The sequence below is a fragment of the Natronococcus occultus SP4 genome (genome assembly GCF_000328685.1).
Classification (GTDB): Archaea; Halobacteriota; Halobacteria; order Halobacteriales; family Natrialbaceae; genus Natronococcus; species Natronococcus occultus.
This window is the reverse complement of sequence record NC_019974.1, coordinates 2,245,536-2,272,254: the sequence shown is the minus strand read 5'-3', so window position 1 is coordinate 2,272,254 and position 26,719 is coordinate 2,245,536. Positions and strand designations below refer to the sequence as shown.

At 65.0% G+C, this 26,719-nt stretch carries 36 protein-coding genes; 13 read left to right on the top strand and 23 right to left on the bottom strand.

Features of this window, described 5'->3' with window-relative positions; translation table 11 throughout:
• Positions 1-334: 334 nt before the first annotated feature.
• A complete protein-coding gene (locus tag NATOC_RS11295; RefSeq protein ID WP_015321579.1) occupies positions 335-730 on the bottom strand; it encodes a hypothetical protein in 396 nt (131 codons plus the stop codon).
• Between the two features lie 324 nt (positions 731-1,054).
• On the opposite strand from NATOC_RS11295, the gene NATOC_RS11290 reads away from it, so the two are divergent.
• Positions 1,055-2,467 (top strand): NAD(P)-binding protein, encoded by a 1,413-nt coding sequence (locus tag NATOC_RS11290; protein ID WP_015321578.1) that lies wholly within the window; start codon positions 1,055-1,057, stop codon positions 2,465-2,467.
• A gap of 100 nt (positions 2,468-2,567) precedes the next feature.
• Here NATOC_RS11290 and NATOC_RS11285 read toward each other — a convergent pair whose 3' ends face one another.
• The 8 genes from NATOC_RS11285 to NATOC_RS22365 all read right to left on the bottom strand — a co-directional run bounded on the left by NATOC_RS11285 (position 2,568) and on the right by NATOC_RS22365 (position 6,710).
• Positions 2,568-3,134 carry a GTP-dependent dephospho-CoA kinase family protein gene (locus NATOC_RS11285; protein ID WP_015321577.1) on the bottom strand — a complete coding sequence of 189 codons (567 nt, stop codon included), beginning with the start codon at positions 3,132-3,134 and terminating at the stop codon, positions 2,568-2,570.
• Position 3,135: 1 nt separating this feature from the next.
• Positions 3,136-3,333, bottom strand: coding sequence for a transcription elongation factor subunit Spt4 (gene spt4 / locus NATOC_RS11280; RefSeq protein ID WP_008420521.1), 198 nt, complete (start codon positions 3,331-3,333; stop codon positions 3,136-3,138).
• Positions 3,334-3,335: 2 nt separating this feature from the next.
• Positions 3,336-3,905, bottom strand: coding sequence for a DNA-directed RNA polymerase (locus tag NATOC_RS11275; protein WP_015321576.1), 570 nt, complete (start codon positions 3,903-3,905; stop codon positions 3,336-3,338).
• The gene (locus NATOC_RS11270) at positions 3,906-4,292 is read right to left on the bottom strand and encodes a PIN domain-containing protein (protein WP_015321575.1); all 387 of its coding nucleotides are present in this window, start codon (positions 4,290-4,292) and stop codon (positions 3,906-3,908) included.
• A 13-nt stretch (positions 4,293-4,305) separates the two neighbouring features.
• Positions 4,306-5,559, bottom strand: coding sequence for a translation initiation factor IF-2 subunit gamma (locus tag NATOC_RS11265; protein ID WP_015321574.1), 1,254 nt, complete (start codon positions 5,557-5,559; stop codon positions 4,306-4,308).
• A 114-nt stretch (positions 5,560-5,673) separates the two neighbouring features.
• Positions 5,674-6,222 (bottom strand): hypothetical protein, encoded by a 549-nt coding sequence (locus tag NATOC_RS11260; RefSeq protein ID WP_015321573.1) that lies wholly within the window; start codon positions 6,220-6,222, stop codon positions 5,674-5,676.
• A gap of 45 nt (positions 6,223-6,267) precedes the next feature.
• Positions 6,268-6,471, bottom strand: a complete 204-nt coding sequence (locus tag NATOC_RS11255) for a hypothetical protein (protein ID WP_015321572.1) — start codon at positions 6,469-6,471, stop codon at positions 6,268-6,270.
• Positions 6,472-6,566: 95 nt separating this feature from the next.
• A complete protein-coding gene (locus NATOC_RS22365) occupies positions 6,567-6,710 on the bottom strand; it encodes a hypothetical protein (protein ID WP_169330928.1) in 144 nt (47 codons plus the stop codon).
• Positions 6,711-6,824: 114 nt separating this feature from the next.
• Here NATOC_RS22365 and NATOC_RS11250 point away from each other — a divergent pair, with 114 nt between their 5' ends.
• Positions 6,825-7,802, top strand: a complete 978-nt coding sequence (locus NATOC_RS11250; RefSeq protein WP_015321571.1) for a DUF5787 family protein — start codon at positions 6,825-6,827, stop codon at positions 7,800-7,802.
• A 178-nt stretch (positions 7,803-7,980) separates the two neighbouring features.
• Positions 7,981-9,252: an NRAMP family divalent metal transporter gene (locus tag NATOC_RS11245; RefSeq protein WP_015321570.1), complete on the top strand. Its 1,272-nt coding sequence runs from the start codon at positions 7,981-7,983 to the stop codon at positions 9,250-9,252.
• A 9-nt stretch (positions 9,253-9,261) separates the two neighbouring features.
• Here the strand turns inward: NATOC_RS11245 and NATOC_RS11240 are convergent, their stop codons facing one another.
• The 5 genes from NATOC_RS11240 to NATOC_RS11220 all read right to left on the bottom strand — a co-directional run bounded on the left by NATOC_RS11240 (position 9,262) and on the right by NATOC_RS11220 (position 13,233).
• Positions 9,262-10,089, bottom strand: a complete 828-nt coding sequence (locus NATOC_RS11240) for an MBL fold metallo-hydrolase (protein WP_015321569.1) — start codon at positions 10,087-10,089, stop codon at positions 9,262-9,264.
• Positions 10,090-10,158: 69 nt separating this feature from the next.
• Positions 10,159-10,482, bottom strand: coding sequence for a hypothetical protein (locus NATOC_RS11235; RefSeq protein WP_015321568.1), 324 nt, complete (start codon positions 10,480-10,482; stop codon positions 10,159-10,161).
• Between the two features lie 50 nt (positions 10,483-10,532).
• Entirely contained in the window at positions 10,533-10,958 is a 426-nt protein-coding gene (locus NATOC_RS11230; RefSeq protein WP_015321567.1) for a DUF2237 family protein, read from the bottom strand.
• A 42-nt stretch (positions 10,959-11,000) separates the two neighbouring features.
• Complete coding sequence (locus NATOC_RS11225) at positions 11,001-11,786, bottom strand: PHP domain-containing protein (protein WP_015321566.1); 786 nt, start codon at positions 11,784-11,786, stop codon at positions 11,001-11,003.
• Positions 11,787-11,841: 55 nt separating this feature from the next.
• Positions 11,842-13,233 (bottom strand): ATP-binding protein, encoded by a 1,392-nt coding sequence (locus NATOC_RS11220; RefSeq protein WP_015321565.1) that lies wholly within the window; start codon positions 13,231-13,233, stop codon positions 11,842-11,844.
• 99 nt (positions 13,234-13,332) lie between these two features.
• On the opposite strand from NATOC_RS11220, the gene NATOC_RS11215 reads away from it, so the two are divergent.
• A complete protein-coding gene (locus NATOC_RS11215; RefSeq protein ID WP_015321564.1) occupies positions 13,333-13,701 on the top strand; it encodes a universal stress protein in 369 nt (122 codons plus the stop codon).
• Between the two features lie 2 nt (positions 13,702-13,703).
• Positions 13,704-14,267 (top strand): GNAT family N-acetyltransferase, encoded by a 564-nt coding sequence (locus NATOC_RS11210; RefSeq protein WP_015321563.1) that lies wholly within the window; start codon positions 13,704-13,706, stop codon positions 14,265-14,267.
• Positions 14,268-14,270: 3 nt separating this feature from the next.
• Here the strand turns inward: NATOC_RS11210 and NATOC_RS11205 are convergent, their stop codons facing one another.
• Positions 14,271-14,729, bottom strand: coding sequence for a universal stress protein (locus tag NATOC_RS11205; protein ID WP_015321562.1), 459 nt, complete (start codon positions 14,727-14,729; stop codon positions 14,271-14,273).
• Positions 14,730-14,854: 125 nt separating this feature from the next.
• Between NATOC_RS11205 and NATOC_RS11200 the strand changes: the two genes are divergently transcribed.
• Together NATOC_RS11200 and NATOC_RS11195 are read left to right on the top strand one after the other, a co-directional pair.
• Positions 14,855-15,301: a universal stress protein gene (locus tag NATOC_RS11200; protein WP_015321561.1), complete on the top strand. Its 447-nt coding sequence runs from the start codon at positions 14,855-14,857 to the stop codon at positions 15,299-15,301.
• A 57-nt stretch (positions 15,302-15,358) separates the two neighbouring features.
• Positions 15,359-16,594, top strand: a complete 1,236-nt coding sequence (locus NATOC_RS11195) for a DHH family phosphoesterase (protein ID WP_015321560.1) — start codon at positions 15,359-15,361, stop codon at positions 16,592-16,594.
• Between the two features lie 18 nt (positions 16,595-16,612).
• Here NATOC_RS11195 and NATOC_RS11190 read toward each other — a convergent pair whose 3' ends face one another.
• The 8 genes from NATOC_RS11190 to NATOC_RS11155 form a co-directional block, all read right to left on the bottom strand.
• Positions 16,613-17,311 (bottom strand): Bax inhibitor 1 family protein, encoded by a 699-nt coding sequence (locus NATOC_RS11190; protein WP_015321559.1) that lies wholly within the window; start codon positions 17,309-17,311, stop codon positions 16,613-16,615.
• Positions 17,312-17,395: 84 nt separating this feature from the next.
• On the bottom strand, positions 17,396-17,821 hold the full coding sequence (locus NATOC_RS11185) for a DUF5807 family protein (RefSeq protein ID WP_015321558.1): 426 nt from the start codon (positions 17,819-17,821) through the stop codon (positions 17,396-17,398).
• 56 nt (positions 17,822-17,877) lie between these two features.
• Positions 17,878-18,255, bottom strand: coding sequence for a DUF7500 family protein (locus tag NATOC_RS11180; protein WP_015321557.1), 378 nt, complete (start codon positions 18,253-18,255; stop codon positions 17,878-17,880).
• A 6-nt stretch (positions 18,256-18,261) separates the two neighbouring features.
• Positions 18,262-18,918: a twin-arginine translocation signal domain-containing protein gene (locus NATOC_RS11175; RefSeq protein WP_015321556.1), complete on the bottom strand. Its 657-nt coding sequence runs from the start codon at positions 18,916-18,918 to the stop codon at positions 18,262-18,264.
• A gap of 229 nt (positions 18,919-19,147) precedes the next feature.
• Positions 19,148-19,729, bottom strand: coding sequence for an archaellin/type IV pilin N-terminal domain-containing protein (locus NATOC_RS11170; RefSeq protein WP_015321555.1), 582 nt, complete (start codon positions 19,727-19,729; stop codon positions 19,148-19,150).
• Between the two features lie 3 nt (positions 19,730-19,732).
• The gene (locus NATOC_RS11165; protein WP_015321554.1) at positions 19,733-20,326 is read right to left on the bottom strand and encodes an archaellin/type IV pilin N-terminal domain-containing protein; all 594 of its coding nucleotides are present in this window, start codon (positions 20,324-20,326) and stop codon (positions 19,733-19,735) included.
• 9 nt (positions 20,327-20,335) lie between these two features.
• Positions 20,336-21,139, bottom strand: coding sequence for an archaellin/type IV pilin N-terminal domain-containing protein (locus NATOC_RS11160; protein WP_015321553.1), 804 nt, complete (start codon positions 21,137-21,139; stop codon positions 20,336-20,338).
• Between the two features lie 2 nt (positions 21,140-21,141).
• Complete coding sequence (locus NATOC_RS11155; protein ID WP_049888753.1) at positions 21,142-21,834, bottom strand: archaellin/type IV pilin N-terminal domain-containing protein; 693 nt, start codon at positions 21,832-21,834, stop codon at positions 21,142-21,144.
• A gap of 21 nt (positions 21,835-21,855) precedes the next feature.
• On the opposite strand from NATOC_RS11155, the gene NATOC_RS21925 reads away from it, so the two are divergent.
• The 6 genes from NATOC_RS21925 to NATOC_RS11125 all read left to right on the top strand — a co-directional run bounded on the left by NATOC_RS21925 (position 21,856) and on the right by NATOC_RS11125 (position 26,718).
• Positions 21,856-22,002: a hypothetical protein gene (locus NATOC_RS21925; protein ID WP_157224626.1), complete on the top strand. Its 147-nt coding sequence runs from the start codon at positions 21,856-21,858 to the stop codon at positions 22,000-22,002.
• Positions 22,003-22,287: 285 nt separating this feature from the next.
• Positions 22,288-23,370: a FlaD/FlaE family flagellar protein gene (locus tag NATOC_RS11145; protein ID WP_015321551.1), complete on the top strand. Its 1,083-nt coding sequence runs from the start codon at positions 22,288-22,290 to the stop codon at positions 23,368-23,370.
• A gap of 17 nt (positions 23,371-23,387) precedes the next feature.
• Positions 23,388-23,819 (top strand): flagellar protein F, encoded by a 432-nt coding sequence (locus NATOC_RS11140; protein WP_015321550.1) that lies wholly within the window; start codon positions 23,388-23,390, stop codon positions 23,817-23,819.
• 1 nt (position 23,820) lies between these two features.
• Entirely contained in the window at positions 23,821-24,306 is a 486-nt protein-coding gene (locus NATOC_RS11135) for a flagellar protein G (protein WP_015321549.1), read from the top strand.
• A 2-nt stretch (positions 24,307-24,308) separates the two neighbouring features.
• A complete protein-coding gene (locus NATOC_RS11130; RefSeq protein ID WP_015321548.1) occupies positions 24,309-25,037 on the top strand; it encodes an ATPase domain-containing protein in 729 nt (242 codons plus the stop codon).
• 1 nt (position 25,038) lies between these two features.
• Positions 25,039-26,718, top strand: coding sequence for a type II/IV secretion system ATPase subunit (locus tag NATOC_RS11125; RefSeq protein WP_015321547.1), 1,680 nt, complete (start codon positions 25,039-25,041; stop codon positions 26,716-26,718).
• Position 26,719: the final 1 nt, after the last annotated feature.

Sequence of the window (26,719 nt, the reverse complement as noted above, 5' to 3'; positions counted from 1 at the left end):
CCGGCCTGCGGTGGCGCACGCTGGACTACCGCGAGCGATAGTCCGATGCCGTGCGAGGTCGTCGCGAGTACGCGAGACCGACGGGCCCGCGTACCGTGCGAACGGGCACTCCGTGCCCGTGAGCAGATAACACGAACGAATGGCTTGGCAGAGCAACCTCTGCCAGTGGATGAGTGAGTGAGCGGATACGAACGAACGAATCGGTTGGGGTGGGTGTGGAAACTCCCTGTCGTCGGTCAGGGAGGATGGTCGAATCTGTGGTCCGATTAAAACTATGGCGTAGTTCGAACTGGTCAATTCGTCACGTCGTCTCCGAACGAACTGGGAGCAACCCTCAGTACCAGCCGTCTATTTCACCGGCTCTGGCTACATACATTGTGGCGTATACGAGCACGGATGCGATCACTCCGACCCCGAAGCTGGCCACGACCGCAGTCAAAATATCGAACTGATACATCGTAACTGCCACAACGAGTGCGGCCAACGCAGTCGTCGCGATCCGTCCGGCGCCACCGATCTTCCGGAACCAGCTTCCTGCCTGCAGACCGATCGCCGAGTTAGCCAGCGGCCCAAGGGAACCGAGTCCGAGTAGAAACCCGATAGCCACCCATCTCCAGAGGATGGGGTCTGTCCTGATCAGGTGCCGCGACGGCACTACCAGCGCCAGACCTACGACGAACACGTCCGCCCACGTCGGAGCACGTTCCGGATACCACCGGTCCAGAACCATTGGATCTCTTATACCTATATTTAGAAATAAGCATTGGGGTTCAGCATCAGTAGTAGTTGGCAGCACGATTTCTTCATTCAAAGGAGGAAGTGAAACTCGCGTTATGTATAGTAAACTCTTTTACTCGCGCCGCGTCCGTCACCGTCTGCAGATTGCTCAACCCCTGCAGATCCATCACAGAGTAGCTCTTTGTGACTTCGTCTCGCAGATTGGTCCATCAGATGACAGACGCCAGTGATCAGTTCGAAGCCGGAGAGAAGCAGGTCAAGGGTGGTTCTTTCGGGAGCAATCGCGCTGAGCGTCTGACGACCGGGGTGGTTCGACATGGAAGCGCCTGAGGCGGATTATCTGGTGGTGGGTGCGGGGGCGTCGGGGATGGCGTTTACGGACACGCTGATCGAGGAGTCCGACGCCGATGTCGTGATGGTGGACCGACGGGCGAATCCGGGTGGCCACTGGAACGACGCCTACCCGTTCGTGCGGCTCCACCAGCCGTCTGCGATTTATGGGGTCGACTCGCGGCGGCTCGGCAACGACGAGGTCGACGAGGACGGCCCCAACGCCGGCTTCTACGAGCGGGCGACCGGTGTGGAGATCTGCGACTACTACCGCCGCGTACTCGACGAAGAGCTGCTCGGCTCGGGGCAGGTCCGCTTTTTCGGCATGTCCAACTACATCGGTTCCAGTGGTGGTCGCCATCGGTTCGAGTCGCGGCTGACCGGCGAGACGACCGAGGTCGAGGTCCGGCGCCGGGTCGTGGACGCCACCTACGTGGAATCGTCCATCCCCGCGACCCACACACCACCGTTCGACATCGACCCGGACGTGCGGCTGGTCACCCCCAACGAACTCGTCGACCTCACCGATCCAGCCGACGGATTCACTGTCATCGGGGCGGGGAAGACGTCCATGGACACCTGCGGCTGGCTGCTCAACCAGGGCGTTCCACCGGCGGAGATCCGGTGGATTCGACCACGCGACCCCTGGACCACCCCCCGGCGCAAATACCAACCCCTGGAGCGCGTGCCGTTATTCATGGAGATGTGGTCGCTGTGGACGAAAGCTGCCGCGGAGGCCGAGGACGTCCCCGACCTGTTCCGCCGGCTGGAAGCCAACGAGGTGCTGATCCCGCTCGATCCCGAGATCGAACCCGAAACCTATCGCGGGGCGATCCTCAGCCAGGACGAACGCGACGACCTGCGCCAGATTCGCAACGTCATCCGCAAAGGATACGTCCAGCGTCTCGAGGCCGACCGCATCGTACTCGACGATGGGACCGTGCCCACCAACCCACAGCATGTGCACGTCGACTGCACCGCCCACGGTGTCGATACTCCCCCGACTCGGCCGATCTTCGCCCCCGACCGGATCACCCTTCAGTATATTCACGCTCCCGGAGTCATTCCGTTTAGCGCTGCTATCACCGCCTACGTCGAGGCGAACCGCGACGACGACGCGGAGAAAAACCGGTTGTGCCCGCCCAACCCCGGGTTCGGCGACGCGGAGAAGCTCGTCCGCCAAACCCTCGTCATCCAACGGACCCTCGTCGCGTGGCAGGCGGAACCCGACATCGAGGACTGGCGACAAGGATGTCGACTCAACATTACGCGGGGAATGAACGAACACCTCGAGGACCCACGCATGCAGGACGCGCTCGAACGGATCGCTGAGTACCAAGAATCGGCGATTACCAACCTCGAGCGACTCCGCGAACTCGCCGAGCCCTCGACTGCCTGAACGTTTTTTGAGGGGCTGCCTGTAGAGAAGACGTACCACCATTTATACGCAGCGTCCAGCGACGAACTGGCGTTCCCGAGAATCGGTCTCCGACTTCCGTCTACTCCTCGAGCAGCTCCCAGAACCGTTCCTGATCGCCCTCGAAGCGCTCGAGCAGGGCACGGACCTCCCGGCGTACCTCGTCGTCGACGACGACGTGGACCATCCCCTCGTCAGGCTGGCCGTAGACGACGCTGGCGCCGTCGGGCGCGACCATGATCGCCGGGAGTACGACCAGGTCCTCCTCGCCGTCGACAAGCACCGTCGTCGGCTCCTCGCGCTCAAGGCTCTCTCGGAGCGTCTCGAGGACGTCGCTGGTGAGTTCGGCGGGCGGGTTCCGGGCCTCGACGTTGACTCGCTCGGTGACGGTCTCGCGGATCTCCGCCTCGACGAGCTGGCGTTTGGTCCGTTCGTCGACGAGCGCGACGTCGGGGTCCCGGCCGGCGCGGACGATGTGGTAGGTGACGACGTCGCCGACGGCGATCAGCGGCCCCGAGACGTCCTCGAGGAGAACGTCGGCGTCGGTCTCGATCGGGCCCATCGGCTCCTTGAGCTCGTGGCGTAGCTCGTCGGGCAAAACCAGAAGCTGCTCGTCCGCGCGGTCGGGGTCGCTGTCGTCGCGAGTCACGTTACCGGACCTTCAGCGCGTACGCACCTGGTTCGGTGACCTGCATCTCCGTGGCGATCTCGCTGTCCTCGGGGTGGGCGATGACGACGTAGCCAGCCCAGTCCTCGGTCAGCGACGATGAGTTACAGGAGTCGCAGGTGTCGCTGTCGGGGTCGTTGACCCGGTGGCACTCGCGACAGACGAGTCGATCGGATGCCATTGTTACTCACCCGTGGTCGCTTCGCGCTTCTCGTGGTCCTCCTCGAGCCAGCCGTGCTTGCCGAGCCCGGGCTGTTTCGCGGTGAGACCGATCTTCGAGTCGCGCGGGTTGCGTTCGTCGATGCTCTTGGTGACGATACGAGCCCGGACGGCGTCGTCGACGCCCAGCGTTCGGTTGGACTCGTTGGAGGCGAGCTGCTGGTTCTCGCCGTCGAACGCGAGGTACTCGTCGCTGATCTGGGAGACGTGGAGCAGCCCGTCGACGGGGCCGATTCCGACGAAGGCGCCGAACTCGACGACCTCGACGATCGTGCCGTCGACGACCTCCTGCATGTCCGGATCGAAGGTGACGGCGTCGAACTCGGCCTCGTAGTAGACGCCGGGCTTGTTCGGGAGGACGGCACCCTCGCCGATGTCGTGGACCTCCGTGATCGAGACGACGCTGCCGACCTCCTCGTCCATCCGTCCCTCGAGTTTGTCCTGCAGCAGTTGTTTGACCAGCTTCGGCGAGACGTCACCGAGCGCTTTCGGCGGTACTTCGATCGTATCCGTTAGTCTGACCCGTTTGTACATCTATGGTTGAGTGATTGCCAGCTTGTTTCTCCCGCGTAATGCAAGTACCGGTATGCTCGCTTCGAGCACCCGGTCCCGCAGCGGGCGATCGTTCGTGACGACGTAGTCGACGCTGCCCTCGCGGGCGAGTTCGACCAAGGCGTCGTCGGCGTACGATTCCTCCGTGTCGACGACGAGACAGCGTTCGGTCGCCAGGTCGTACCCGACCGACGCCGCAGTTCCCTCGGTGCCGCCTTTCTCCGACAGTCGTCGGAGCTCCTCGATGACGGGCTGGGGAACGATCAGCTCGGCGGCGCCGAGCAGCCGCTCGAGCTCGTCGAACAGCCGGACGTCGAGTTCGACCGGCATCATCAACGCGCTCGTGTCGAGGGCGACCCGGGTACTCATGCTCGCTGTCGTCTTACTCGCGAAGCGTTCCAAGCCCGATCAGTCGCCAGCGGGCGCCGATCCGACGGTTGATCGCGATCTTCGAGCCCGGCTCGGCCGAGACGGGGCGTTTGAGCTTGACCTCACACTCCCCGCTGCGGGCGCTTGTAACTGCGCCGACGGTCGTCGCCGTTCCGATGGTCATCATCAGGGGTTCGCCAGTGTTGATCTCGTCGATGTCGGCGGCGTCGCCCTCCTGGCTCGCGTCCTCGACGTTGCCGACGACGCGATCGAGCAGGTCGACGTCCATCGTGAACTGCTCCCAGGTCGGCGGGAGCGATTCCGGCGGACCCGCGATCCGTCCAGCGAGCGCGTCGCCTTTCGTCAGCGACGGGTCGAGTCCGGTGCCGACCCCCAGCAGCCCGCCGGGGGTGACCGACTCCGCGTCGGCGCCACCAGCCTGCAGCGATCGGACCGTCGTCTGGATCGGGACGTACTCGGTCTGGCCGCCCTCCTCGACCTCCCGTCCCGGACGGATCTCGAGTTCGTCGCCGACCTCGAGCTCGCCCCGGATGAGGCTCCCGCCGAGGACGCCGCCGGCGAGGTCCTTGGCGGTCGTCCCGGGTTTGTTGATGTCGAAGCTCCGGGCGACGTGCATCCGGGGGTCGGTCCCGGGATCCCGTTCGGGCGTGGGGATCTCCTCCTCGATCGCCTGGATCAGCAGGTCGAGATTGACCTCCTGGCCCGCCGAGACGGGGACGACGGGAGCGTCCTCGGCGACGGTCCCCTCCACGAACTCCTGGATCTCCCGGTAGTTCTGTCGGGCCTGCTGGGAGTCGACGAGGTCGACCTTGTTCTGGGCGATGACGATGTTGTCGATCCCGATGATATCCAGCGCCATCAGGTGCTCCTCGGTCTGGGGCTGGGGAACGGGCTCGTTGGCGCTGACGACCAACACGGCGCCATCCATCAGCGAGGCCCCCGACAGCATCGTCGCCATCAGGGTCTCGTGGCCCGGCGCGTCGACGAACGAGACGGTCCGCAGCGGCTCGCTGGGCGAGCCGTCCGGACACTCCTGTTCGACGGTGTAGCGTTCGGGTTCATCCAGATCGGGACAGTGCCGGAACGTCGCGTCGGCGTAGCCCAGTCGGATGGAGATGCCGCGTTTCATCTCCTCGCTGTGCTGGTCAGTCCACGATCCGCTGAGTGCCTGCACCAGCGTCGTCTTGCCGTGATCGACGTGGCCGACGAGTCCGATGTTCACCTCCGGTTGTTGAGTTCCTGCCATAAGACGATGAGTAATCTTAGGTAGAAGTTCCCCGGTGCGACTGATAAACCTACTGTTCTCGGGGCGTATCACGGTACCGACCAGTCCCGAGCAGTCCGGTGGTCTCGGTCGCCGTCAGCTCTCGACGAAGGCGTCGATCGGCGGCGCCTCCCAGACGGCCTCGCCGTCCTCGAGCAGCTGGAAGACCACCGCCGTCTCCCCCGTCTCCGCACCCGATAGCGAGAGGAGCGTGGGGCCGACGTCGATGTCGACGACACCCTCCGGCTCGCCGTCGGCGATCTCGAGACCGGGCTGGTAGGGCTCGCCGTCGCCGACAGCGACGTCCTCGCCGTCCTTCGTGAACCTGGTCTCGAGGTCGAGCGTCGACCCCGGCTCGACCACCGGCAGGCCGCCCGTCCGGGTCTCGTAGTGCCAGTGGCCGGCGTGGGAGTTCGCGAGCTGCTCGCCGTCACGCTCGTAAACGAGTAGCTCCGAGATATCGACCTCGTGATCCGTGTCGTCGGCCGGATCGTCGACCAGATCGTCGTCGAACGCGTCCGCAGACTCCCCATCGGCCGGCTCGTCGTCGGATTCGTCGTCCTCGAGACAGCCGGCGGTTCCGAGAATCGCGATCGAACCTGCGCCGACGAGCGTTCGTCGGCGCGTCAACGGATCTTCGCTCATGAGCACAGACGAGTACGGCAGAGCAAACGCGTTCCGGTTCGGACGCTACTCCGCCTCGTCCGGCGTCCGCCCTTCGACCTCGTCGTCGGCCGCGACCGTTTCGACGAGCGAGAACTCCGTCGAGCCACACTGACAGCTCTCGCTCCCGATCGTCTTGATCCGCCCATCAGGCCACTGTCTGGCCGCGTAGACGGCACCACACTCCGTACACTCCGCGAGTTCCCTGGAAACGTCGTCCCGGTTTGCCATTCCTCACCGGGAGGTAGTCTCGATCGTAAATCAGCGTTTCGCTCGCGGTGGGACGCGTACTGCGGCTGCTCGGGGTGTACGGACGCCGAACCGAGTCAGAACTCGTAGTGGGCGATCTCCCGGGAGCCACAGCCGGAGCAGCTCTCGTCGTCTGCCGTCAGCTCTCGCCCGCAGTTTCGACACTCGTACCGCGTCGTTCCGTCGCAGTTTCGAACGCCCAACGCATCGAGTACCCCCATACGTCGTCCGGCTTCGAACCACAGGGTGATCAATCCTGTTGTTCGAAGAGACACTGTCGGAGAGCGAACCGACGGATCCGACCCCTTTTCTTTCCGTCGGCCGTTCGTCCGTTCGTGAGCGAGTTCGCGTTCGAGCTCGAGCTGTGTGCCTTCCTCGAGGGCCGGAGCGATCGGCTCTTCGCCCGCCAGCTCGGGGCCGGCGTCGCCAACCCAGGCGGTCGCGTCCTCGATATCGTCGGGATCGAACCCGGCCCCGGGTTCCCGGATCGAGCGGCGATCACGGCCGAGTCGATTCCGACGGCGGCGATCGAGTCGCGAGTCGGCCCCGGCCGCACGCGGTACTGGAAAGACGCCTTCGACTGCCATCCGAACCGGGCCCGGCGCGCGACCGAGCGCGCGATCGAAGTCGGCTTCTTCGAACGCGAACGCCGGAACGGACGGGAGTACGTCCGCCAGGTCGCCCGGTACCCCGACTGGTACGACCGCGTCCTCGCTATCGAGAACAAGCCCGATCTCGGCCGACCGGGCGACCTCGAGGCCCAGCTGCGTACGGACGTCAGCCTCGGCGTGGTCGACGAGGTCGTACTGGCCACCGAGAGCTACGTGACCGGGGCCCACCGCAACCGGATCCCCGACGAAGTCGGGATCTGGCGCGTTCACCGCGAGGACGGCGCGGTCCGCGAGATCGACGTCCTCCGGGAGCCGACGCCGCTGTCGGTCGCCGAACCCGGGATCGAACCGCTCGAGTCCCACCCCGGTCGGACCGATATCGCGATCGCTTCGCCCGCGGCGAAAGCACGCACCCGCCGTCGGCTCGCAGAACGGGCCTACGGGAAGGGGTGGCGCACGTACGGGCTGCCGGCCTGTGAGCGCTGTCGGGCCGCCGACTCGAACGGGGCGACGGTGCCGTACTGCGAGTGGGCGGGTCGGGCCGTCGACGCGGAAGGTGACTGTGGGGTCGACTGTCCCGGCTACGTCCGGGGGTCCGCTCCGGCAGTCGACCACGAGACCGAGCGAGACCACCGCACCGACTGGGTCGCCGATCCGAGCGGACGGCGGCGGACACAGACGGGGCTGGAGCGGTTCAGCTGACCGATAGCGCGGCTTTCAACACACCTCAGTTCAGGCGATTCAGGCGCTGTTTCGGCCGTAGCCCGGAACTTGAAACGCGGGGGCTTTTCCGTGCGTAACTGCTATATTTGGCTGACTTCGCAGTACTATCTCTATAGGATGAACGAGCGACAGACGGAAACAACCGCAAATTTAATTCATGGGTACTACTGAAAACTTCACGGCAAGAATCGCTAGAGAACTATCCGAGGCGGTACAGGAGTACGGGCTGGCGTTCGTCATGGTCGCCAGCTACTTCGGCTCTGGCTCGGTCTTTATCGCGAGCCAGGCGGGGATCATGCACGGCTACACGCTGCTGTGGGCCGTCGTCGGAGCGGTGTTGCTCGGCGTGATGGCCCAGGACATGAGCGCGCGGCTCGGAATCCACGGCAAGCCGCTCATGATATTCGTCCGTGAGAAGGTCGGAAAGAGGCTCGCGACGGCGATCGCGGTGTTTCTGTCGATCGGCTGTGTCGCCTGGACGCTCGGCCTCGTCGCTGCCGTCGGCGCCGGAGTCTCCTTCGTCACCGGTGGCGCCATCGCCTGGCAACCCGTCGCCGTCGTCACGACACTGGTTGCCATCGGCGTCGGCTTACTGAACTACCAGAAGATCGAACAGCTGATGATCGTGATGATGATGGCGGTGATGGTGCTGTATCTCATCGTCGCCGGTTGGAGCAACCCCGACCTCGGCGGGGTCGCGCTCGGGTTCGTTCCGACCTCGGACTCGCTTGGCGCGCTCGCGATCGCGGCCGGCCTGCTCGGGACGACCGCGCTGTGGCCAAACTTCTTCCTCGAGTCGATTCTCGTGGAGGAGAAAGGCTGGACCGACGAGGGCGACGTCTCCGACGCGCGCCAGGATCTGGTCCTCGGCTTCACCGTCGGCGGGATCACCACTGTCGCGATCCTGGTCGTCTCGGCCGCGGTGTTACAGCCGATGGGGTTCACCGAGCTCGAATCGTTCATCACGCCCGGCGAGGCCCTCGTCGAAGTGCTCGGGACGTGGGCGATGGTGCTGTTCATCGCCGGCGTCACCGCCGCGGCGTTTAACAGCATCATCCCGATCATGTGGACCCCCGCCTACATCATCCCACAGGCGATGGATATCGACGTCGACCAGAGCAGTCGCCTGTTCAAGCTCGTCTTCGTCGGGCTGACCGCGAGCGGGTTCGCGTCGCCGATCGTCAGCAGCGTCCTCGACCTGTCGGTCGTCGACATGGTCATCCTCTTCCCGACGTACAACGGGATCTTCGGACTGCCTCTGGCCGCGCTGTTGCTGTTCTGGGCGGTCAACGACCGCGAGACGATGGGCGAGTACCGCAACACGACCGCGCTGAACGTCGTCAACGCCTTCCTCGTGTTGCTGGCGTTCGTCCTGGCCGTCTTCGCGGTGCAGGACTTCCTCGAGTTGTTGTTCGGCGGCGGGTTCTAACTCCGTCGCTTACTCGAGGACGTACCGTTCGCCGTCGACGGCAAGCGGCTCTTCGAACGCCTCGTCGGCGGGATAGTAGTGTGCGGCGTGGACGAGACGGGTTCGGCTCGCCTCGAGTTCGTCAGCCAGCGCCAGCGCCCCCTCGCGGGTCATGTGTTTCGAGCCGAAGGTGTAGGGCGTCCCGTCCGGTGCCTCGTGGCGGCCGCCTGCGGGGTGGGACGCACAGAGATGCGCCGGCACGATCGCGTCGGCAAGCAGGAGGTCGGGACCTGCGAGGACGTCCCGTGACCGCTCGGGAACGGCGTAGTTCGTATCGCCCGTGAGCGACAGCTTCGCGCCCGTCTCGGGGTCCTCGATCGCGAGGCCGTAACAGACCAGCGGCGGGTGGTCGACGGGGACGAACGTCACGTCGAGCCCGCAGATCCGGACCGGCTCCAGCGGCGTCGTCGGCCGAACCGTGATCGTGTTCAGGTAGTGGTAGTCGTCGGCGACGGTCTCGGCGACACTCTTGCCGGTCCGCGGATCGGTCTCGTCGGCCGCGTAGACGGTCAGCGAGTCGAACACCCGGAAGGCGTTGCCCAGCCCGTCGAGGTGGTCGAAGTGAATGTGGGTGACGATCCCGGCGTCCGGCAGGGGGACGTCCTCGCGGAGAAACTGGGTGCGAAAGTCGGGGCTGAAGTCGATCAGCAGCGACTCGTCGGTGCGTTCGTTCTCGACGTGGACCGAGAAGCGAGTCCGTTCGAGTCCTCGCTCCCGGGCGAGCCGGCAGGTCTCGCAGTCACAGCCGACCGTCGGGGTCCCGGTCGTGTCACCGGTGCCGAGCAGGGTGACGCGCATCCCTACTGCGCCCCCTCGGTCGCGGCGTCGGTGCGATCGTGGCCGTCACTCGGAACGGAACCGCGTCGCCTACACATATACCTCCCCTTCGGCGAACGCCCGCTCGACGAACTCGTGGTCCTCGCGTTCCTCGTACCGCTCGGCCGGCAACACGTGCAGTTCGAGGACGGTCCCGTGCTCGAGGCCGACCTCGCGAGCCAGCGCCTCGAGTTCGCGCTCGGGCTCGACGTCCTCGAGGACCAGTAACAGCTCCGCCTCGCCGTGGACGCCCCGCTCGCCGCCGCGGACGGCGCTGCCGAACGCGACGAGGTGACGGATCGACTCGCCGTACTCGGCCTGTGCCCGCTGGGCGAACGCGTCGGTGGCGTCCGTCCGGTTCGATCCATCGATCATCTACCGGCCATTCGAAGCCGTCGTATAAAGGGTGTTCCCCGATCGCTCGCTTACTTCGACCGCTCGTGAGCGGAGTCGGAGTCGCCGTCGATCGGCCCGTCGTGCTCTCGAGGATCGTACTCGTGTTCCCGGAGCAGGTCCGGATCGACGTCACGAAGGACCGCCTCGTGGGTCGCCTCGAGGACGACCGGCGGCGCACAGTCTGCGTCCTCGGCCTCGAGCCACCGTCCCAGACAGAGACACCAGCGGTCGCCGGGCTCGAGCCCGGGGAACTCGAGTTCGGGGCGGGGCGTCGTGAGGTCGTTGCCCTGGGCCTTGCTGAACCGCAGGAACTCCTCGGTGAGCACCGCACAGAGCTCGTGGCGACCCCGGTCGCCCTCGACGCGCCGACAGCAGCCGTCCCGCAGGAAGCCGGTCATCGGATCGGTGCTACAGGGTTCGAGCTCGGTGCCGAACACGTTCCGATCGGAGGTCATACCGAACCGACGGACGGCGCGCGGAAAAGCGTGGCGTCGGCGCTAGCGGTGTGCGTCCAGCCCCGGCGGGCTCACCGGCTCGAGTTCTCGGTCGCGCAGGTACTCCTCGAGGAAGGTCGTTCGCTCGCAGATCTCCTCGGGTGCGTGTGAGTCGGTTCCCAGTGTCACGGGAACGTCGTACTCTCGGAGCGCCTCGAGGAACTCCCTGGAGGGGTGGACGATCGGGTCCTCGCGGGTCGCCCGCCCCGCGTTAATCTCGGGGACCGTTCGGGAGTCGGCAAACGCCCGCGCGACCCGCTCGTAGTGGTCGGTCGTCGTCCGTCCCTGCAGCGGCGGCGTGCGCTCGATAAGATCGAGGTGGGCCGCGACGTCGAACAGCTCCGAGTCGATCAGCGCCACGAGACGATCGATGTAGTCGTCGACGACGGTGTCCCGGTCGGATTCGGAGAGCCCCTCGAAGTTCGAGGCCACCTGGACGTTCTCGCCCTCGACGGCGTGGACGCTGCCGATCACATACTGGAAGTCCGCTTCCGCGAGGAAGGCTTCGATCTCCGCTTCGTCGCGAGGATCGTAGTCCATCTCGACGGCGTCGTAGACGTCGATCCCGGTCCGTTCGCGGACCTGCTCGATCGCGTCGCGGCGCCGCTGGTAGGTGAGATCCAGGTTGAACCCGTAGCGGTTGCGGGTGGCGTTGGCCCGGTCGCGCGAGCTGATCGAGCAGTGGTCGGTCAGCCCAATTCCCTCGAGTCCTGCCTCCTCGGCGGCTCGCACCATCCCCGGTAGAAAGGAGCCGTCCGAGTAGCTGGTGTGGGCGTGGAAATCGTACATACCGGCACGACGAACGCCGAACAGTTGGTCGTTGCGTTCTCGACACCGAACGGGGTCAGTGATCGTGGTCGTGGTCGTGACCGTGATCGTCGCCGCTGCTTCCGACGTCCCCGCCCGCGACGAGAGCGTCGTGGTCGCCGTCGATCATGTCCATGTTCTTGAGATTGTCCCGCTCCTCGAACTCCTCGACGGCGTTGAGCAGGTCCTCCTGGGTCAGCGCGGTCCGATCCTCCGTCAGCGCCTCGAGGACGGCTTCCCGGAGCACCATCCGGAGGTCGCTCCCGGTCATCCCCTCGGTGGCCTCGGCGACGAGTTCGGGGTCGAACTCGTCGATGCGCATCTGTCGGGTGATCACCCGCAGGATGTCGGCTCGCATGTCGTAATCGGGTTTGGGGAAGTTGACGATCTCGTCGAAGCGCCGCCAGGCCGCGGCGTCTAACTGGTCGGGGTGGTTCGTCGCCCCGATCAGGAGCACGTCGTCCTGGATCAGCGAGATGTTGTCGATGCTCTTGAGCAGGGTGTTGACGGCCCGCTTCAGGGCGGCGTGTTCGTCGCTGCGCCGTGTCTTGGCGACGAAGTCGAACTCGTCGATAAACAGAATACACGGCGAGAGCCGCTTTGCGACCTCGAAGGTCTTGTCGACGTTTTTGGCCGTCTCGCCCAGATACTGGGAGGTGATCATCGAGAGTTTGACCTCGACGAACGGCAGATCCATGTCCTGGGCCAGCGCCTGTGCGGTGGAGGTCTTCCCGGTGCCCGGCGGACCGACGAACAGCAGCTTCCCGATCTCGCGCAGGCCGATCTCCGCGAGGTAGTCGCGGTGTTCGATCGCCTTCGCGATCTTGTCGATCTCGGCCTCCTGGCCCTCGGTCAGCACGAGGTCGTCGAGGGTGACGTCGACCTCCTCGGGGGCCCGGACGTCGACGAGATCGAGCATCTCCTCGTCTTCCTCCTCGTCGAAGTACTCCTCGAGCAGCCCGTCGATCCAGACCCGGTCGGCCTGGATCGGCCGGTTTCGCTCGCGGGCGTCCTCGTGGCTGACGTCGACGTCGTACCCGTCGGCCTCGTCGAAATGTTTCGCGAGGGTGGGGTTCTCGAGCAGGCGCTCCTCGTCGACCCGTTCGAGATACCACTGCTCGGCCATCCCCTGCTCGGTGAGCGTGATCGTCCCGGAGAACTCGTCCCGGTCGGTAAACATCAGCCCGGAGACGGCCTCCCAGGGCCGATCGACGCCCGTCGCCTCGCGTGCGGTGCTGTTGGTCGCCGAGAGGGGACGGGTGATCCCCCCGCGGGTTCGGCCGTCCTCGTCGTCGCCGTCGTCGCTCCCGCCCGTCCAGAACACCCGACGGTACGACGGCGGGAGATCGTTCTCGTCCAGCGTCCTGTCGTCGGAGTAGACGCTCGTCGTGAGCACGAACTCGACGACATCGAGCGCTGCGTCACTCATTCGGTCAACGTATTCTCCACGCGCCCTTAACATCGTCGTCACGCGGTCGCTCCCGCGGGCGGCACAACCGTTTTCGTCCATTAGCTCACACACGTAGCCATGAACGTGTTGCTGGGTCTCGCCGGAAGCGACGAATCGATCACGGCGTTGCGCCGAACCATCGATCGAACCACCGAGATCGGCGACGATCTCACCATCGTCGTCCTCGAAAAAGAGGAGACTGAACGCTCCCAGGAGGAGATGTACCAGCAGGCCGAGAAGCTGCTCTCGGAGGCCGGCGTCGACGCCGAGATCGAGCGGCTCGAGGGTGAGCCGGGCAGCTCGCTGGTCAACTACGCCGAACAGGGCGAGTTCGACCAGCTCGTCATCGGCGGCGGGACGATCAGCCCGATGGGGAAGATCCAGCTGGGATCGCTGACCGAGTTCGTCCTGTTGAACGCCCCGACGACGGTCAAGCTGGTGCGATAACGATGCCGGATCGCGTGTATCCCGACACGACGTCGGGACCGTTTCCCGCCCCGCCGACGACCGACACCGACCAGTCGGACCGGGAGATCGAGTACCGCGCCGTCGAGGAGTTCGCCGGCGAGGTGCTCGACGACACCGTCGAGATGTACGTCGAGTTCGACCCGACCGACCGCGCCCAGGGGATCCCGCCGACAGGCGCCGAGCGGATCCGCAACTGGCTCGAGACGATCGCCGAAAACAGCGTCAACGTCGTCGCCCGCCACGGCGAGGACGTCGTCGGCCACGCCGTCCTCGTCCCCGACGTCGACGACCCCGAGTCGGTCGAAGACGTCGAGGACGTCGAGTGGGAGCTGGCGATCTTCGTCCTCCAGGCCTACCAGGAGTCCGGCATCGGCACCCAGCTGCTGAAACATCTGCTAGGTCACGCAAGCGAGCTGGGGATCCAGTACGTCTGGCTGACCGTCGAGCGCTGGAACGCGCCGGCGATCGCACTGTACGAGCGGGTCGGGTTCGAACCAACCGGCACCGAGAACTTCGAACAGGAGATGGGGATCCTGCTGGCGTAGCGGCTACACCGAGAGGACGGGCTGGCTGGCGTAGGACAGGACGTACTCCGCAGCCTTCTCGAGGACCTCGGCGGAGGCCCCAGTCACCGGCTCTCGTGGCAACACGATGAAGTCGGCGTCGACGGCGTCGGCGGTGTCGAGGACGACGTTGCCCGGGTGGCGGGTCTTGCGGGTCGTCGAGAACCCATTGTCGACCGACGTCGACAGCGAGACGTCCTCGTCGGCGGCGATGTGACTGATGTCGTCGAGAAAGCCCTGCGTGCTGTCGGCGACGGCCTCTTCCTCGACGGTGCCGGCGTCTATCCCCTGTACGACGCCGCGGCCGAGCACGAACAGTGCGTGGACCGACGCGTCGTAGCGGTCGGCGACGGCGACGGCGTACTCGACGGCGGTCGCGGATTCCTCGCTCCCGTCGACCGGTGCGAGGACCGTGTCGACGGTAAACGACTCGCTGGCGTCCATAGCGGCAGTGTGTGTTCCGGCGTCAAAAAGACTCCCCACCGTTCTCGCTCGAGGGCTCGCAAGCGTCACACGAGTGCTCCGCCGGTGACGGGAGCGTTTAAGCCCTGGCGCTCGTACGTGCCGGTATGTTCGATACGGTCGTCGTCGCCACGGACGGCTCCGACAGCGTCAACCGCGCGGTCGACGTCGCGCTCGATCTCGCCGAGAAGTTCGACGCCGAGATCCACGTCCTCTCGGTGATCGACGCCAGCGAGGTCGATGCCTCGCCCGAACAGCTCCGGGAGGAGCTGCGCACCGCTCTCGAGACGACCGCCGACGCGGCTATCGCGTCGGTCAAGGACCGAACCGACGACGACGTGACGACCGCGGTCAGGGAGGGACGGCCAGCCGCCGAGATCTGCGAGTACGTCCGGGAGGTCGACGCCGACGTCATCGCCACGGGCACGCGCGGTCGACACGGCGAGAACCGACTCCTGCTCGGCAGCGTCGCCGAACGGGTCGTCCGTCGCTCGCCAGCGCCGGTGTTGACGGTTCGCCAGCTCGAGACCGGCGGGGCCGAAGCCGGGGCCTGAAGCGGCTACGGGGTGTGGATCGGCGGTTACTTCCGGCCAGCCCGCCCAGTGGAAGACATGTACGACGAACTCATCGACAGCGGCGATCTACCGACTGCCCGCAAGTCGGTGCTTCCCGGTACCGGATTCTTCCTCCCCGACGATCTCGAGGACGACCTCGAGGACGAACAGACTCGGGCGGCCCTGGAGGGCGCCGAGGTTGCGGTCGTCGCGGACCCGGACGCCGACGGACTGGCCTGCGTCGCCCTGTTGCGCGAGGCCTACGACGACGTCCGGAACGTCCCCGATCCCGACGAGTCGGACGCCGCCGACGACGCCCACGAGGAGAACCTCGCGCTCGCGGCGGGGGAAGCCGAAGACCCCCTCGAGGAGCCCGAGCCCACGCCCCACGAGGTCGCGCTCGTCCCGGCGAGTCCCCACGACGTCGAGGACGCGCTGGCGCGAGTCGCCGAGTACGGCAAGGACGGGATCGACCTCTACGTCTGTGACCTCTGTCCGGACAAGTACGAGTACGTCGAGGACGAGCTCGCGGCGGCGACCGAGACCGCCGACCGGGTCTCGTGGTACGACCACCACCAGTGGGACGACGAGGTCGCCGCGGCGGTTCGAGACGCAGGGGTCGAGCTCGTCGTCGGGGACTCCGACGAGGAGTGTTCGGCCGACGTCGTCTACCGTTCGCTTGAGTACGAGTTCTCCCCGATGTACGAGGAGCTGGCGGCGGTGACGCGGGATCACGACCTCTGGCTGCGCGAGGATCCCCGCAGTGACGATCTGGCGGATTACGCCTACTGGACCGACCCCGCCGAGTACGTCGAGGTCGTCCGTGAGTACGGCGTCGATCTGCCCGAGTGGGTCGCGGACTTTCTGACCGAGCGCCGCGTCGAGAAGGAGGCGCTGATCGAGCAGGCCGTCGGTCGCGCGGAGTTCCGCGAGATCGAGGGGTACACGGTCGGGATCACCTACGGGCGCTGCTCGCAAAACGAGGTCGCCGAGGCGATGCGCGAGCGGGGTGCCGACGCCTCGATCGTCGTCAAACCCGCCGGCTCGGCCTCGATCCGGGGGACCGACGCGTTCGAGCGCTGTCACGAGGTTGCGGGCCAGGTCAACGGCGGGGGCCACCCGAAGGCTGCGGGCTGCAAGCCCGATATCTACGACGACATGCTCGACTACGCGATGCACTGGACCTCGCGAGGCGCGGTCGCAAAACAGGTGTTACTCGACGCGTTCCGCGACGTCGCGGAATCGGACGAAGCGTCGGAGACCGCGGACGACGTCGACGAGGAGTCGGCGTAGGCCCTCGGCGAGCCGTTCTTACTCCTGGGAGAGGACGTAGGCCCGGACGAGCTGCAGGACGTGGACGAACACCCCGGCGACGGCGACGTAGACGCCGATCGTCTGCAGGCCGACCGAGGCGTTGTGGTTGTCCCGGACCTGCCAGATCTCGTAGCCGAGCCGGAGGACGAAGCCGAGAAAGAACAGCGCGAAGCCGGCCAGCAGCAGCTCCGGGAGGACGAAGCTGCCGACGAGGATCGCGATCACGCCGCCGATGAAGGCGTACGTCGAGAACCGCCCCCAGTGTTCGAAGGTGATCGAGCGGGCGTAGACGTACCCCGAGATCACGGCCATCATGATCGCGGTGATGACCGCCGTGATACCGAGGATCGTCACCCGGAGATCCGGCGGCGCGAACGCGATCACGCCCGCGCCGAAGGCGGCGAACGCGACCTGGAGGATGACCATCCCGAGAAACGCTGACCCCATGTTGTCGTTTTTGACGCCTCGCTCGGCGATCAGGTCGCCGATCGTGATCGCCGCGCCGTAGACGATGACGCCGACGATGGGTACCGAGAACACGAGCTGGTTAAGCTCGGCGATCGGGGTCATCGCGAAGGCGTACATCAATGCGATGGTGACCGCCATCAGGCTGCTCGCGCCGCCGACGACGGTTACCTCGCGACGCGACAGCCCGAAGCCGCGGTCGGTCTCGTGTGGCGTCTCGAAGGAACTCATTGCGGGCGAGTAGCCGGGCCGGCAGGAAAAGGCTGCTCCTTGGCGGTGCTCGTCGTCGTACGGGTCCCAGTCGACGGGCGTCGATCAGTCGTCGACGTTCCAGCGATCCGAGTAGGCCGTCCCGCAGGAACACTGCGCGTAGGCGTGGACGACCGCGCCCTCGGCGTAGATTCCGCCGACGTCCTCGTTCTGTTCCTCGGCGAACGCGAAGACGAACTGGGGCTCGTGGGCGCCGTCCTCGTCGGTGTCGGGACACTCGCCGCTGGTGAGGTCGTCGTTGATCTCGCTTTCCCGCTGCATCGCGGTCTTGGCGAAGCTCATCGCGTCGGTGTCGGTCGCGGCCTTGAACGCGTTGCGCCCGCTCTCGCCGTCGACGATCATCACGGTCCCGTCCTCGACGGGGTCGCCGAACTTCTCGAGGCGGTCGTCTTCGACGTACGAATCGGCCAGAAACAGGGCGACGTCGTCGGGACGCTCCCCTGCCAGAAACTCCTCGCGTGGATTGCTCATGGGCCGTTCTCGTCGCTCGAGGGGGAAAAAGGACGCGTCATCCGTCGCGTCCCGAGTCAGCGCTCAAGGTCGGCGTGTTCGAGCATCAGCCGCAGGGTCTCTTCGGGCGAGAGATCCGCGTCAAGCTGGGTCGCATACCAGGTCAGCAGTTCGGCGAACACCTCGCGGACGTCGTTCGAGGACGTCCGATACCGTGCGACCTCGCCGTCGACCTTCAGGGCGATGTCGACCGCGTGGGGTTCGGGGGTGTCGCCGACCCGCGGGGTCGCGTGATCGTGTCCGCCGCGGCCGTCGGGGAGCGCCCGTTCCGGGCTCGCGTCGCCCTCCGAGCGCACCAGAAACCGGTTCTCGCCCAGTTCGGCGACGGAATCGTGCTCGAGCGCGAGCTCCTCGGGGGTGAGCACGCCCTCGTCGCGGGGGCCGTCCTCGGTCATGGCTGGTCAGTCGCTCTCGTTCTCGAGGACGTCGTCGGTCGCGTTGGCCGCGGTCTCGTTCGCGTCCGTTTCGTTGCCGACCGCCTCGACGTCGTCCTCGTACACTTTGGTGTTCATGATGTTGCTCCAGAGGGTGACCTGGTCCATATCAAGCCCCTCGCTTTCGTTGCCCGCGGAGTCGTTGCCCGCGCTCGCGTTGGTCGTCTCGTCAGTGACCGACTCGTTGCCCGGCTCGTCCGCGTCGTCCTCGCTGTCGAACCGATGGACCCACTCCGTGTCGATCCCCCAGCCGTGGGCCTGGCCGTCGAAGGGGTCCGCGATCTCGGTGTAGAGAAACTCGATCTCCGAGCCGCGGTGGATCAGCGCCAGCTTGTACACCTCGTAGATCACCATGATCTCTTCGTCGGACTCCTCGACGTCCGCCGCGTCGGAGTCGTAGGTCAGAAAGAGTTCGTCGTCCTCGCGGGCCAAGTCCTCGACCGCGATGTCGTTGTCCTCGAGGAAGTAGTAGAACTCCTCGGGGCTCCCCTCGCGGGGCTCCGAGGGCTCTTCGGGCTGGATCTGTCCGGTCGAACCGGTACAGCCGGCCAGTCCGGCCGTCGCCACAGCGGCCATCGCCGTCCCGAGAAACCGCCGTCTCGAGGACGTACCGTCGTCGATCATACTATTAGTGAATAGTATACCTGTAAAAATCTCTGGGCGATATCGAGTGGTGAGTTGTGAGCGACGGATGCTTGCTTCAAGTCAATTTTCAACTAGCCTTCAGTTATCGGTGCTCGAGAAGAGCACTCTCGGTTAGCCAGCCTGACGTCTAAAAATGCTGTAGGAGCAGACTCGGGTGTGTGCTCAAGTCGGCTCCGAAATTCGATGGGTGTGGTAGTCGGAGTGGCGATTAGACGTCGACGACGGTCTGATCGTCACTGACTGTCTGCGGCATCGTCACACCGTAGCTGAACTGTGCACCGGACTGGTCAATGAGCTCGACCGTTGCGCTGTCACCAGGGCTCAGAACGTTAGGTTCGTCCTCAGAATCATCCAAGTCGATCGTTAGCTGAATCCGATCGCTAGTTGCAGTGAGAGCGTCGTCGTCACTGTCATCGGTACCAGCCTCAGTTTCGAAGCCCTCATCGTGTGCAAGAGTCAACGAGTCGTCCGAGTCCGTATACTGAACGGTCATCGACTCCATATCGATTACGTCCGAACCGGCAGACTTCTTCACGATCAGATTAAGTTCGTCGAATCCGTCAGGACCCTCCTCTGTATCTTCCGCATACGCGTGAACGACTTCGATCTGGTTCGCCACTGCTTGTTGGGTTTCTGTACCGGTGTCGGAGGCCTGGCTCTGGAGCGAGCCGGCCGTATTAATCAGAACGCCGGCCGCGATCGCTGCGACCAGGACCATCGCGATGAACACGATGAGCGTTCCGATTCCGACCTGACCTCGGTCATCGTCGTTTGCGACTGTTTCGAACATTAGTTAGACCTCCACAACGTCACCGCCGAACGTTGCCGGAACCGTTACACCGTACGAGAACTTCGCTCCGGATTGGTCGACTAATTCGATAGTCGCACTATCTCCGGAGTTCAATTCTTCATCACCATCGAACGTCCCGGTAATTCCGATGGATATCTCGATCCGATCGCTAGTGTCGGTAAGTGCCGTACCGTCCTCTTCGGTGTCCGCTAGTCCAGCCGTCCCGAATTCTCCGTCACCATCTGCATCACCGTATTCGAGCGTCTCAGCTGTGGATTCACTCGTGTACTGGAGAGTCATCGACTCCATATCGATCACATCTGATCCAGCGGATTTCTTCACGACAAGATGAAGGTCGTTAACGGTATCTTCTCCATCGGTATCACCATACGCGTGAACGACTTCGATCTGATTCGCCACTGCCTGTTGGGTTTCTGTACCGGTGTCGGAAGCCTGGCTCTGGAGCGAGCCGGCCGTGTTGATCAGAACGCCGGCCGCAATCGCTGCGACCAGGACCATCGCGATGAACACGATGAGCGTTCCGATCCCGACCTGACCGCGATCATTTTCGGAGTTTGAATTTTGTGTGTTAACCATTGTATCACGTTAGACCGTTACAACCGGTTGCTCTGCTGGATGGTCGACAGTCTGGGGCATCGTTACACCGTAGGTGTATTCGGCACCGGACTGGTCGACGAGCTGAATCGAGACGCTGTCACTAGGCTCGAGAGCGGACGGCTGGTTCTGGTCTTCAGTCCAACCGTTCTCCAATACACCACCAGCCTCACCTTCGTCACCAATCAGTGGGATAATAACGTCAACTCGATCTTCCGTTTCAGTGAGAGACGTCTCTTCGGAGTCTCGATCGGTAGATTCTGTGGTAACGAAGAACGGTTCTAAGCTCTCTCCCTCGGCGAGTTCAGTATCTGGGTTATCGATTCCCTCTACCTGACTCTCGTGAGAGAGTGTGTGTGAGTCCTCACCGCTCGTGTACTGAACGGTCATCGACGAAAGATCGATAACATCAGAGCCGGCCGACGATTTGACCGATAGCCGAAGCTCGTTATAGGTCTCTTCGTCGTTGACCTGGTACTCTGCCCCGGTATCTACGTCGTCACCAGGGATCGATACGGCTTCAACCTGAGTATCATCAGATAGATCGCCTGGAGGATCGTCTACGTCATCCCATTCGAACTGGTTTTCAGCAACAGCGTGAGTCACTTCGATTTGATTCGCCACTGCCTGCTGCGTTTCCGAACCAGTGTCGGAGGCCTGACTCTGGAGGGAGCCGGCCGTGTTGATCAGGACGCCGGCTGCGATCGCCGCAACTAGCACCATCGCGATGAACACGATCAGCGTACCGATCCCGACCTGACCGCGCTCGTCCTCGGAGTGGATTCGCTCGAACATGGTTAGACCTCCACCACGTCCTTATCGACGAAGCTCGGCGGCGTCGTGATGCCGTAGGTGAACTGCGCACCAGACTGGTCAGTCAGTGCGACCGTCGCACTGTCACCGGACTCGAGTGCGTAGTCGTCCTCGATCGCATCGACGTTGAGCCGGAGAAGCGCTCGATCGCTGGTGTCCGTCAGAGCATTTCCTGCCTCAACAACGTTAACCTCTCCCTCGTCAGAGTTCTGACCAGCCTCAATCGTTGCGAACGTGTCGTCAGAATCCTCAGTGAGGAAGTCATCGAGAGAATCGCCACTTTCATCGCCGAAGTCGTCTTCATACTCGAGCGTTGCATCAGCAGACGAACTCGTGTACTGGACGGTCATCGACTCGAGGTCGATGACGTCAGAACCGGCCGACTGCTTGATGATTAGGTCAGCGTACCCGATCTCATCTTCATCGGCGTCAGTGTTGTCATCAGCGACAGTGCCATCGTGACCGACGTACCCAACTGCATGGGTCACCTCGATCTGGTTCGCCACCGCCTGCTGGGTCTCTGTACCCGTATCGGAGGCCTGACTCTGGAGTGAGCCGGCCGTATTGATCAGGACGCCGGCCGCGATCGCCGCGACCAGCACCATCGCGATGAACACGATCAGCGTGCCGATACCCACCTGACCGCGTTCGTCGTTGTCTGTAATTTGTTCGAACATTGGTTGTGTTAGTGTCTCCGCGTGCCACGCGATCCCGAGGACGTCCGATCCGAACGTGACGTTCGAACGCCCACCCACGCGAACGCGGGCGGGGTCCGAACGGGCGTCCGAGCCGCCACGCTGGCGGCTGCCGTCCTCGGGCGCTCGGCCCGCGGCCACGCGGCGTGACAGCGAGTCGAGGGCTGCACCGTCTCCCGAGGACGGCCCGGGCGATGTCGACGGCGACGCGGTTGCAGGGGTTCGTCCCCGGTAGAATCTCAAACAGGTTGATAATCAAGATGTTTGTCAGCTCACGATTCGATTCGAGGCTCGACTCACCGCTCGAAACGAGGACTGAACTCGTGGCGAGAATTTTAGCGGTGGTCTCACAAGAGAGGAGTATGTCTAACCACGAGACCGCGCGAAAAATACTGTCCGGGGCAGACGTCCTCGGAACGACGGAGGACCGGTAGGATGGCTTGGAACTGGCTCATGAGCCTGTTCGGCCGCGGCAGGGAGTCCGCCGAGCGGGACTCGCTCGAGCCCGCCGACTGGGAAACCGACACGACACCCGAGGACGCCGAGGCGGACGCCCCGGAAGACGAAGACGTCCCCGAAGACGAGGACGACGAGACCGCGACGGAGAGCCCGGACGAGGACGACCCTATCGACGACCCCCTCGAGAAGAAACCGGAGCTGACGATCGACAGTGAGGAGACGCCCCCGGAGGAGGACGACGAGTTCGCGGCCCTCGAGCCCGCGCCGCTTGACGAGCCCGACGACGACGGGTTCGATCTCAGCTGGGCGAGCTCGTTCACCCAGTCCAACGACGACCCTGAGGAGCAGGCCGACGGCGGCGTCGACGAGGAGGTCGTCGACGACCTGCGCTACCGGACCGAGAGCCTCGAGGAGTCGATCGAGGACACCGAGATGCGCCTGGACGCGATCCAGGACTCCCAGGAGCAGGTCGTCTCACAGGTCGACGAGCTCAACGACCGGGTGCGACGGCTGCTGGGACTGTACGATCAGGTGACCGACGACATCAACCCCTTCACCGGCGAGGGCGAGGCCGACAGCGGGTTCGAGGTCTTCGGCGGCGCGAGCGCCGACGACGGGGAGACCGTCTCGTTCGACGACCTGAAGGAAGACGTCGAGGTCGAACCCGTCGCCGACCTCGAGGAGGACGATCCAGCGCCCGAGCCAGAACCCGAACCCGAGCCCGATCCGCAGCCGATCGACACCCCCGCGGACGCCCCGACGCTCCGGACGCTGCCAGACACCTACGCGACCGACGTCGTCGTCTTCGAGTGGCTCGCGACGCTGCTCGAGTCGGGCGGCCCGCGGGCGACCCTCGAGGCACTGTCGTACTACGTCGAACTCGGCTGGATCGACGAGGACGTCCGGGCCCACCTCGAGACCGTCCTGTCGGGGCCCGGGCTCGCGGACGTCGACGCCGACCCGTCGGGATCGCTCACCGCGGCCGACCACGCCGACAGCTACGCCTACGTGGTCCAGCTGCGGGAGATCGGCGAGATCAGACGAACCGTCGACCCCTGACGGTCGGGTGATCGAAGATGGGATTTAGCACCAGCGGTGCGACAGCAGTTATCCTCGTCGGCGTCCTCGTCGCGGTCAGCGTGGCCTACCCCGCCCTGCAGTCGGCACAAGACTTACGCCAGAATGCCATCGAGGATCGGGACAACCGTGCCCTCGAGGCCCAGAACGCGGCGGTCGCCGACGTCGAGGTCGAGCACGCCGACGGTGAGCTGACGGTGACCGCACGAAACGACGGCGCGTCCTCGCTGTCGGCCGCCGACACGACGGTGCTCGTCGACGGAACGCTTCCCGCAGACCGGGAGACGACGATCGACGGGGAGTCCGACCACGAGCTGTGGCTCCCCGAGGAGGAGCTGACCGTCACCGTCGAAACCGAGGACTTGCCCGAGGACCCCGAGCGCATCAAGCTCGTCACCGAACACGGCGTCGCGATCACGGAGTCGATCTGAGATGTCGAGCACGTCGATCTCGAGTCTGATCCTGTTTATCGCCGCGATGATCGTCGCCGCGGGCGTCGCCGGGACGCTCGTCACGGCGGTCACGGACGTCAGCGGCTCGGTCAGTACCCAGACGGGCAACACCGCGGAGACGATCGACACCGACATCGAGATCATCAGCGACGCGGGCAGCGACGCGGTCTACGACGGCGACACCGTCACCCTGTACGTCAAAAACACCGGCGAGAACACCCTCGCCAGCGACGGCTCCGGGCTCGACGTCGTCCTCGACGGCGAGTACGTCGTGAGCGAGGCCTACGTCGACGACGGCTCGGAGATCGAGCTCCACGGCGACGACCACTGGCGGCCCGGCGCCGTCGCCGAACTCGAGATCGATCTCGCGGCTGCTGACCTCGAGGACGGCTTCGACGCCGGCGGGGAACACCGGGCGGTCGTCACGATCAACGAGACCAGCGCGGTCTTCGAGTTTCGAACGTAACCATGAGCGAACACTACTCAATCGGACTGGCGGATCGAGATCGGGTGAACAACGCCGTCGGCGACGGGATCCCGACCGGAAGCATCGTACTGATCGAGGGCGAGGACGGCGCGGGCAAAAGCGCCCTCTCCCAGCGGTTCGCCTACGGGATGGCGACCGAGGGGACCGACGTCAGCTACGTCTCGACGGAGCTCGGGGCCGGCGAGTTCGTCGACCAGATGCACTCGCTGTCCTACGACGTCGTCGACCTCCTGCTGGCCGAACGGCTGCTGTTCTTGCACGCGAACGTCGACACCCGCGATACGGGGCCGACCCGACAGCTGCTTGCCCGGCTCGTCGACGCCGAGCAGCTCTGGCGGGCCGACGTCGTCTACGTCGACACCCTCTCGGCGCTGTTGCGCCACGACCCCAACTACGAGGCCGGCAGCGAGGCCGGCGAGGAGAACCGGGTGCTCCAGCGGCTGGTCACTTTCCTCCGGCAGATGACCAGAGGCGGGAAGACGATCGTGTTGACCGTCGACCCCTCGGGGATCGACGAGGACGCCCTGCACCCGCTGCGAAGCGTCGCCGACGTCTACTTCGACATCGAGACGACCGCCGTCGGCAAGGAGGTCAGACGCAGCATCCGCGTCCGGCGGTTCCAGAACATGAACGCGCCCGTCGACGACACGATCGGGTTCAGCGTCCAGCAGGGTCGGGGCGTCTCGATCATCACCCGGACGGTCGCCTAACATGTCCGACTTCGGGACGCCGCGACTCGAGGACGACCTCGCCGCTCTCACTGAGGACCACCCCCACCTGCGCGAGCATCTCGAGGCGTTCTACGCCGAGTACAACGAGTATCCGATCCTGATCGACGAACCCGACGTGGAGTGGGAGTCGCCCCGGCCGAACGTCATCTACACCCCCGAGGAGCCGATCTTCTGTCACGTCCACGGCGACGTCGGCATCTCGACGACCTACTACTGCGTCGAGCCCGTCCTCGAGGACGTCGACGGCGAGCTGTACGACGAGATCCGCCGTCGGATTCTCGACAAGAGCGTCACGCGGCCGGCTCCGACCGACAGCGAGGAGTTCGAGGAACACATCGACGCCCTGCTGGAGGAAGTCGTCACGGTCGGCGGGGAGCGGACCGGGGAGTCCACGGGGCTGCTCGGCGCCTTCGGCACCAGCTCGATCGGGGTCACCGAACAGCAGTTCTCCCGGCTTCGCTACCAGCTCCAGCGGGACATCGTCGGGCTCGGTCCCCTGGAGCCGGTGATGACCGACACGGCAAACGAGGACATCCACGTCATCGGTCCCGACCAGTGTTATCTCGATCACGGCACCTACGGGATGATCGAGGCGACCGTCGACTTCGGGACGGCCGCGGAGTTCGAACAGTGGCTGCGCAACATGGGCGAGCGGATGGACCACCCCGTCAGCGACTCCGATCCGGTGATCGACGCGACCCTGCCCGACGGCTCGCGGATCAACATCATCTACTCCGACGACGTCTCGGTCCAGGGCCCCTCGCTGACGATCCGCCAGGGCGAGGAGATCCCGCTGTCGATCCTCCAGATCACGAAGTGGGGGACGCTCAGTCCCGAGCTGGCGGCGTACCTCTGGCTCTGTCTCGAGAACGAGCAGACGGTGTTCGTCGTCGGCGAGACTGCCTCGGGGAAGACGACGACGCTGAACGCCGCGCTCTCCTTTATTCCCCGGGACGCGAAGATCTACACCGCCGAGGACACCGCGGAGGTCGTCCCGCCCCACGACACCTGGCAGCAGCTGCTCACTCGGGAGGGGTCGGGCGACGCGAGCGCCGACGTCGACATGTTTGACCTCGTCGCGGCCGCGCTGCGCTCGCGGCCCGACTACATCGTCGTCGGCGAGGTCCGCGGCGAGGAGGGCCAGATGGCGTTCCAGGCCGCCCAGACCGGCCACCCCGTCATGCTGACGTTCCACGCCAGCGACATCGTCTCGATGATCCAGCGCTTTACCGGGAGCCCGATCAACGTCCCGGAGACGTTCATGGACAACTGCGACGTCGCCCTGTTCCAGAACCGGGTCAAGCAAGGCGACGACGTCCTCCGGCGGGTCACCTCCGTCCAGGAGATCGAGGGCTACTCCGACTACGAGGACGGCGTCGTCACCCGCCAGGCGTTCCGCTGGGATCCCCGGGACGACGTCGTCTCCTTTACGGGCCGGAACAACTCCTACGTCCTCGAGGAACAGATCGCGACGCTGCTTGGCTACCAGGACACCCGACGGATCTACGACGAGCTCGACCGCCGGGCGGAGATCGTCCGCCAGCTGATCGATGCCGACGTGCTCGGCTACCACGAGGTCAACCGCGCGATCGCGGACTTCCAGCGCGACGGCCTCCAGGGGCTGCCGATCCGGATCAGGGGGGTCGATCAGTTCGCGTAGC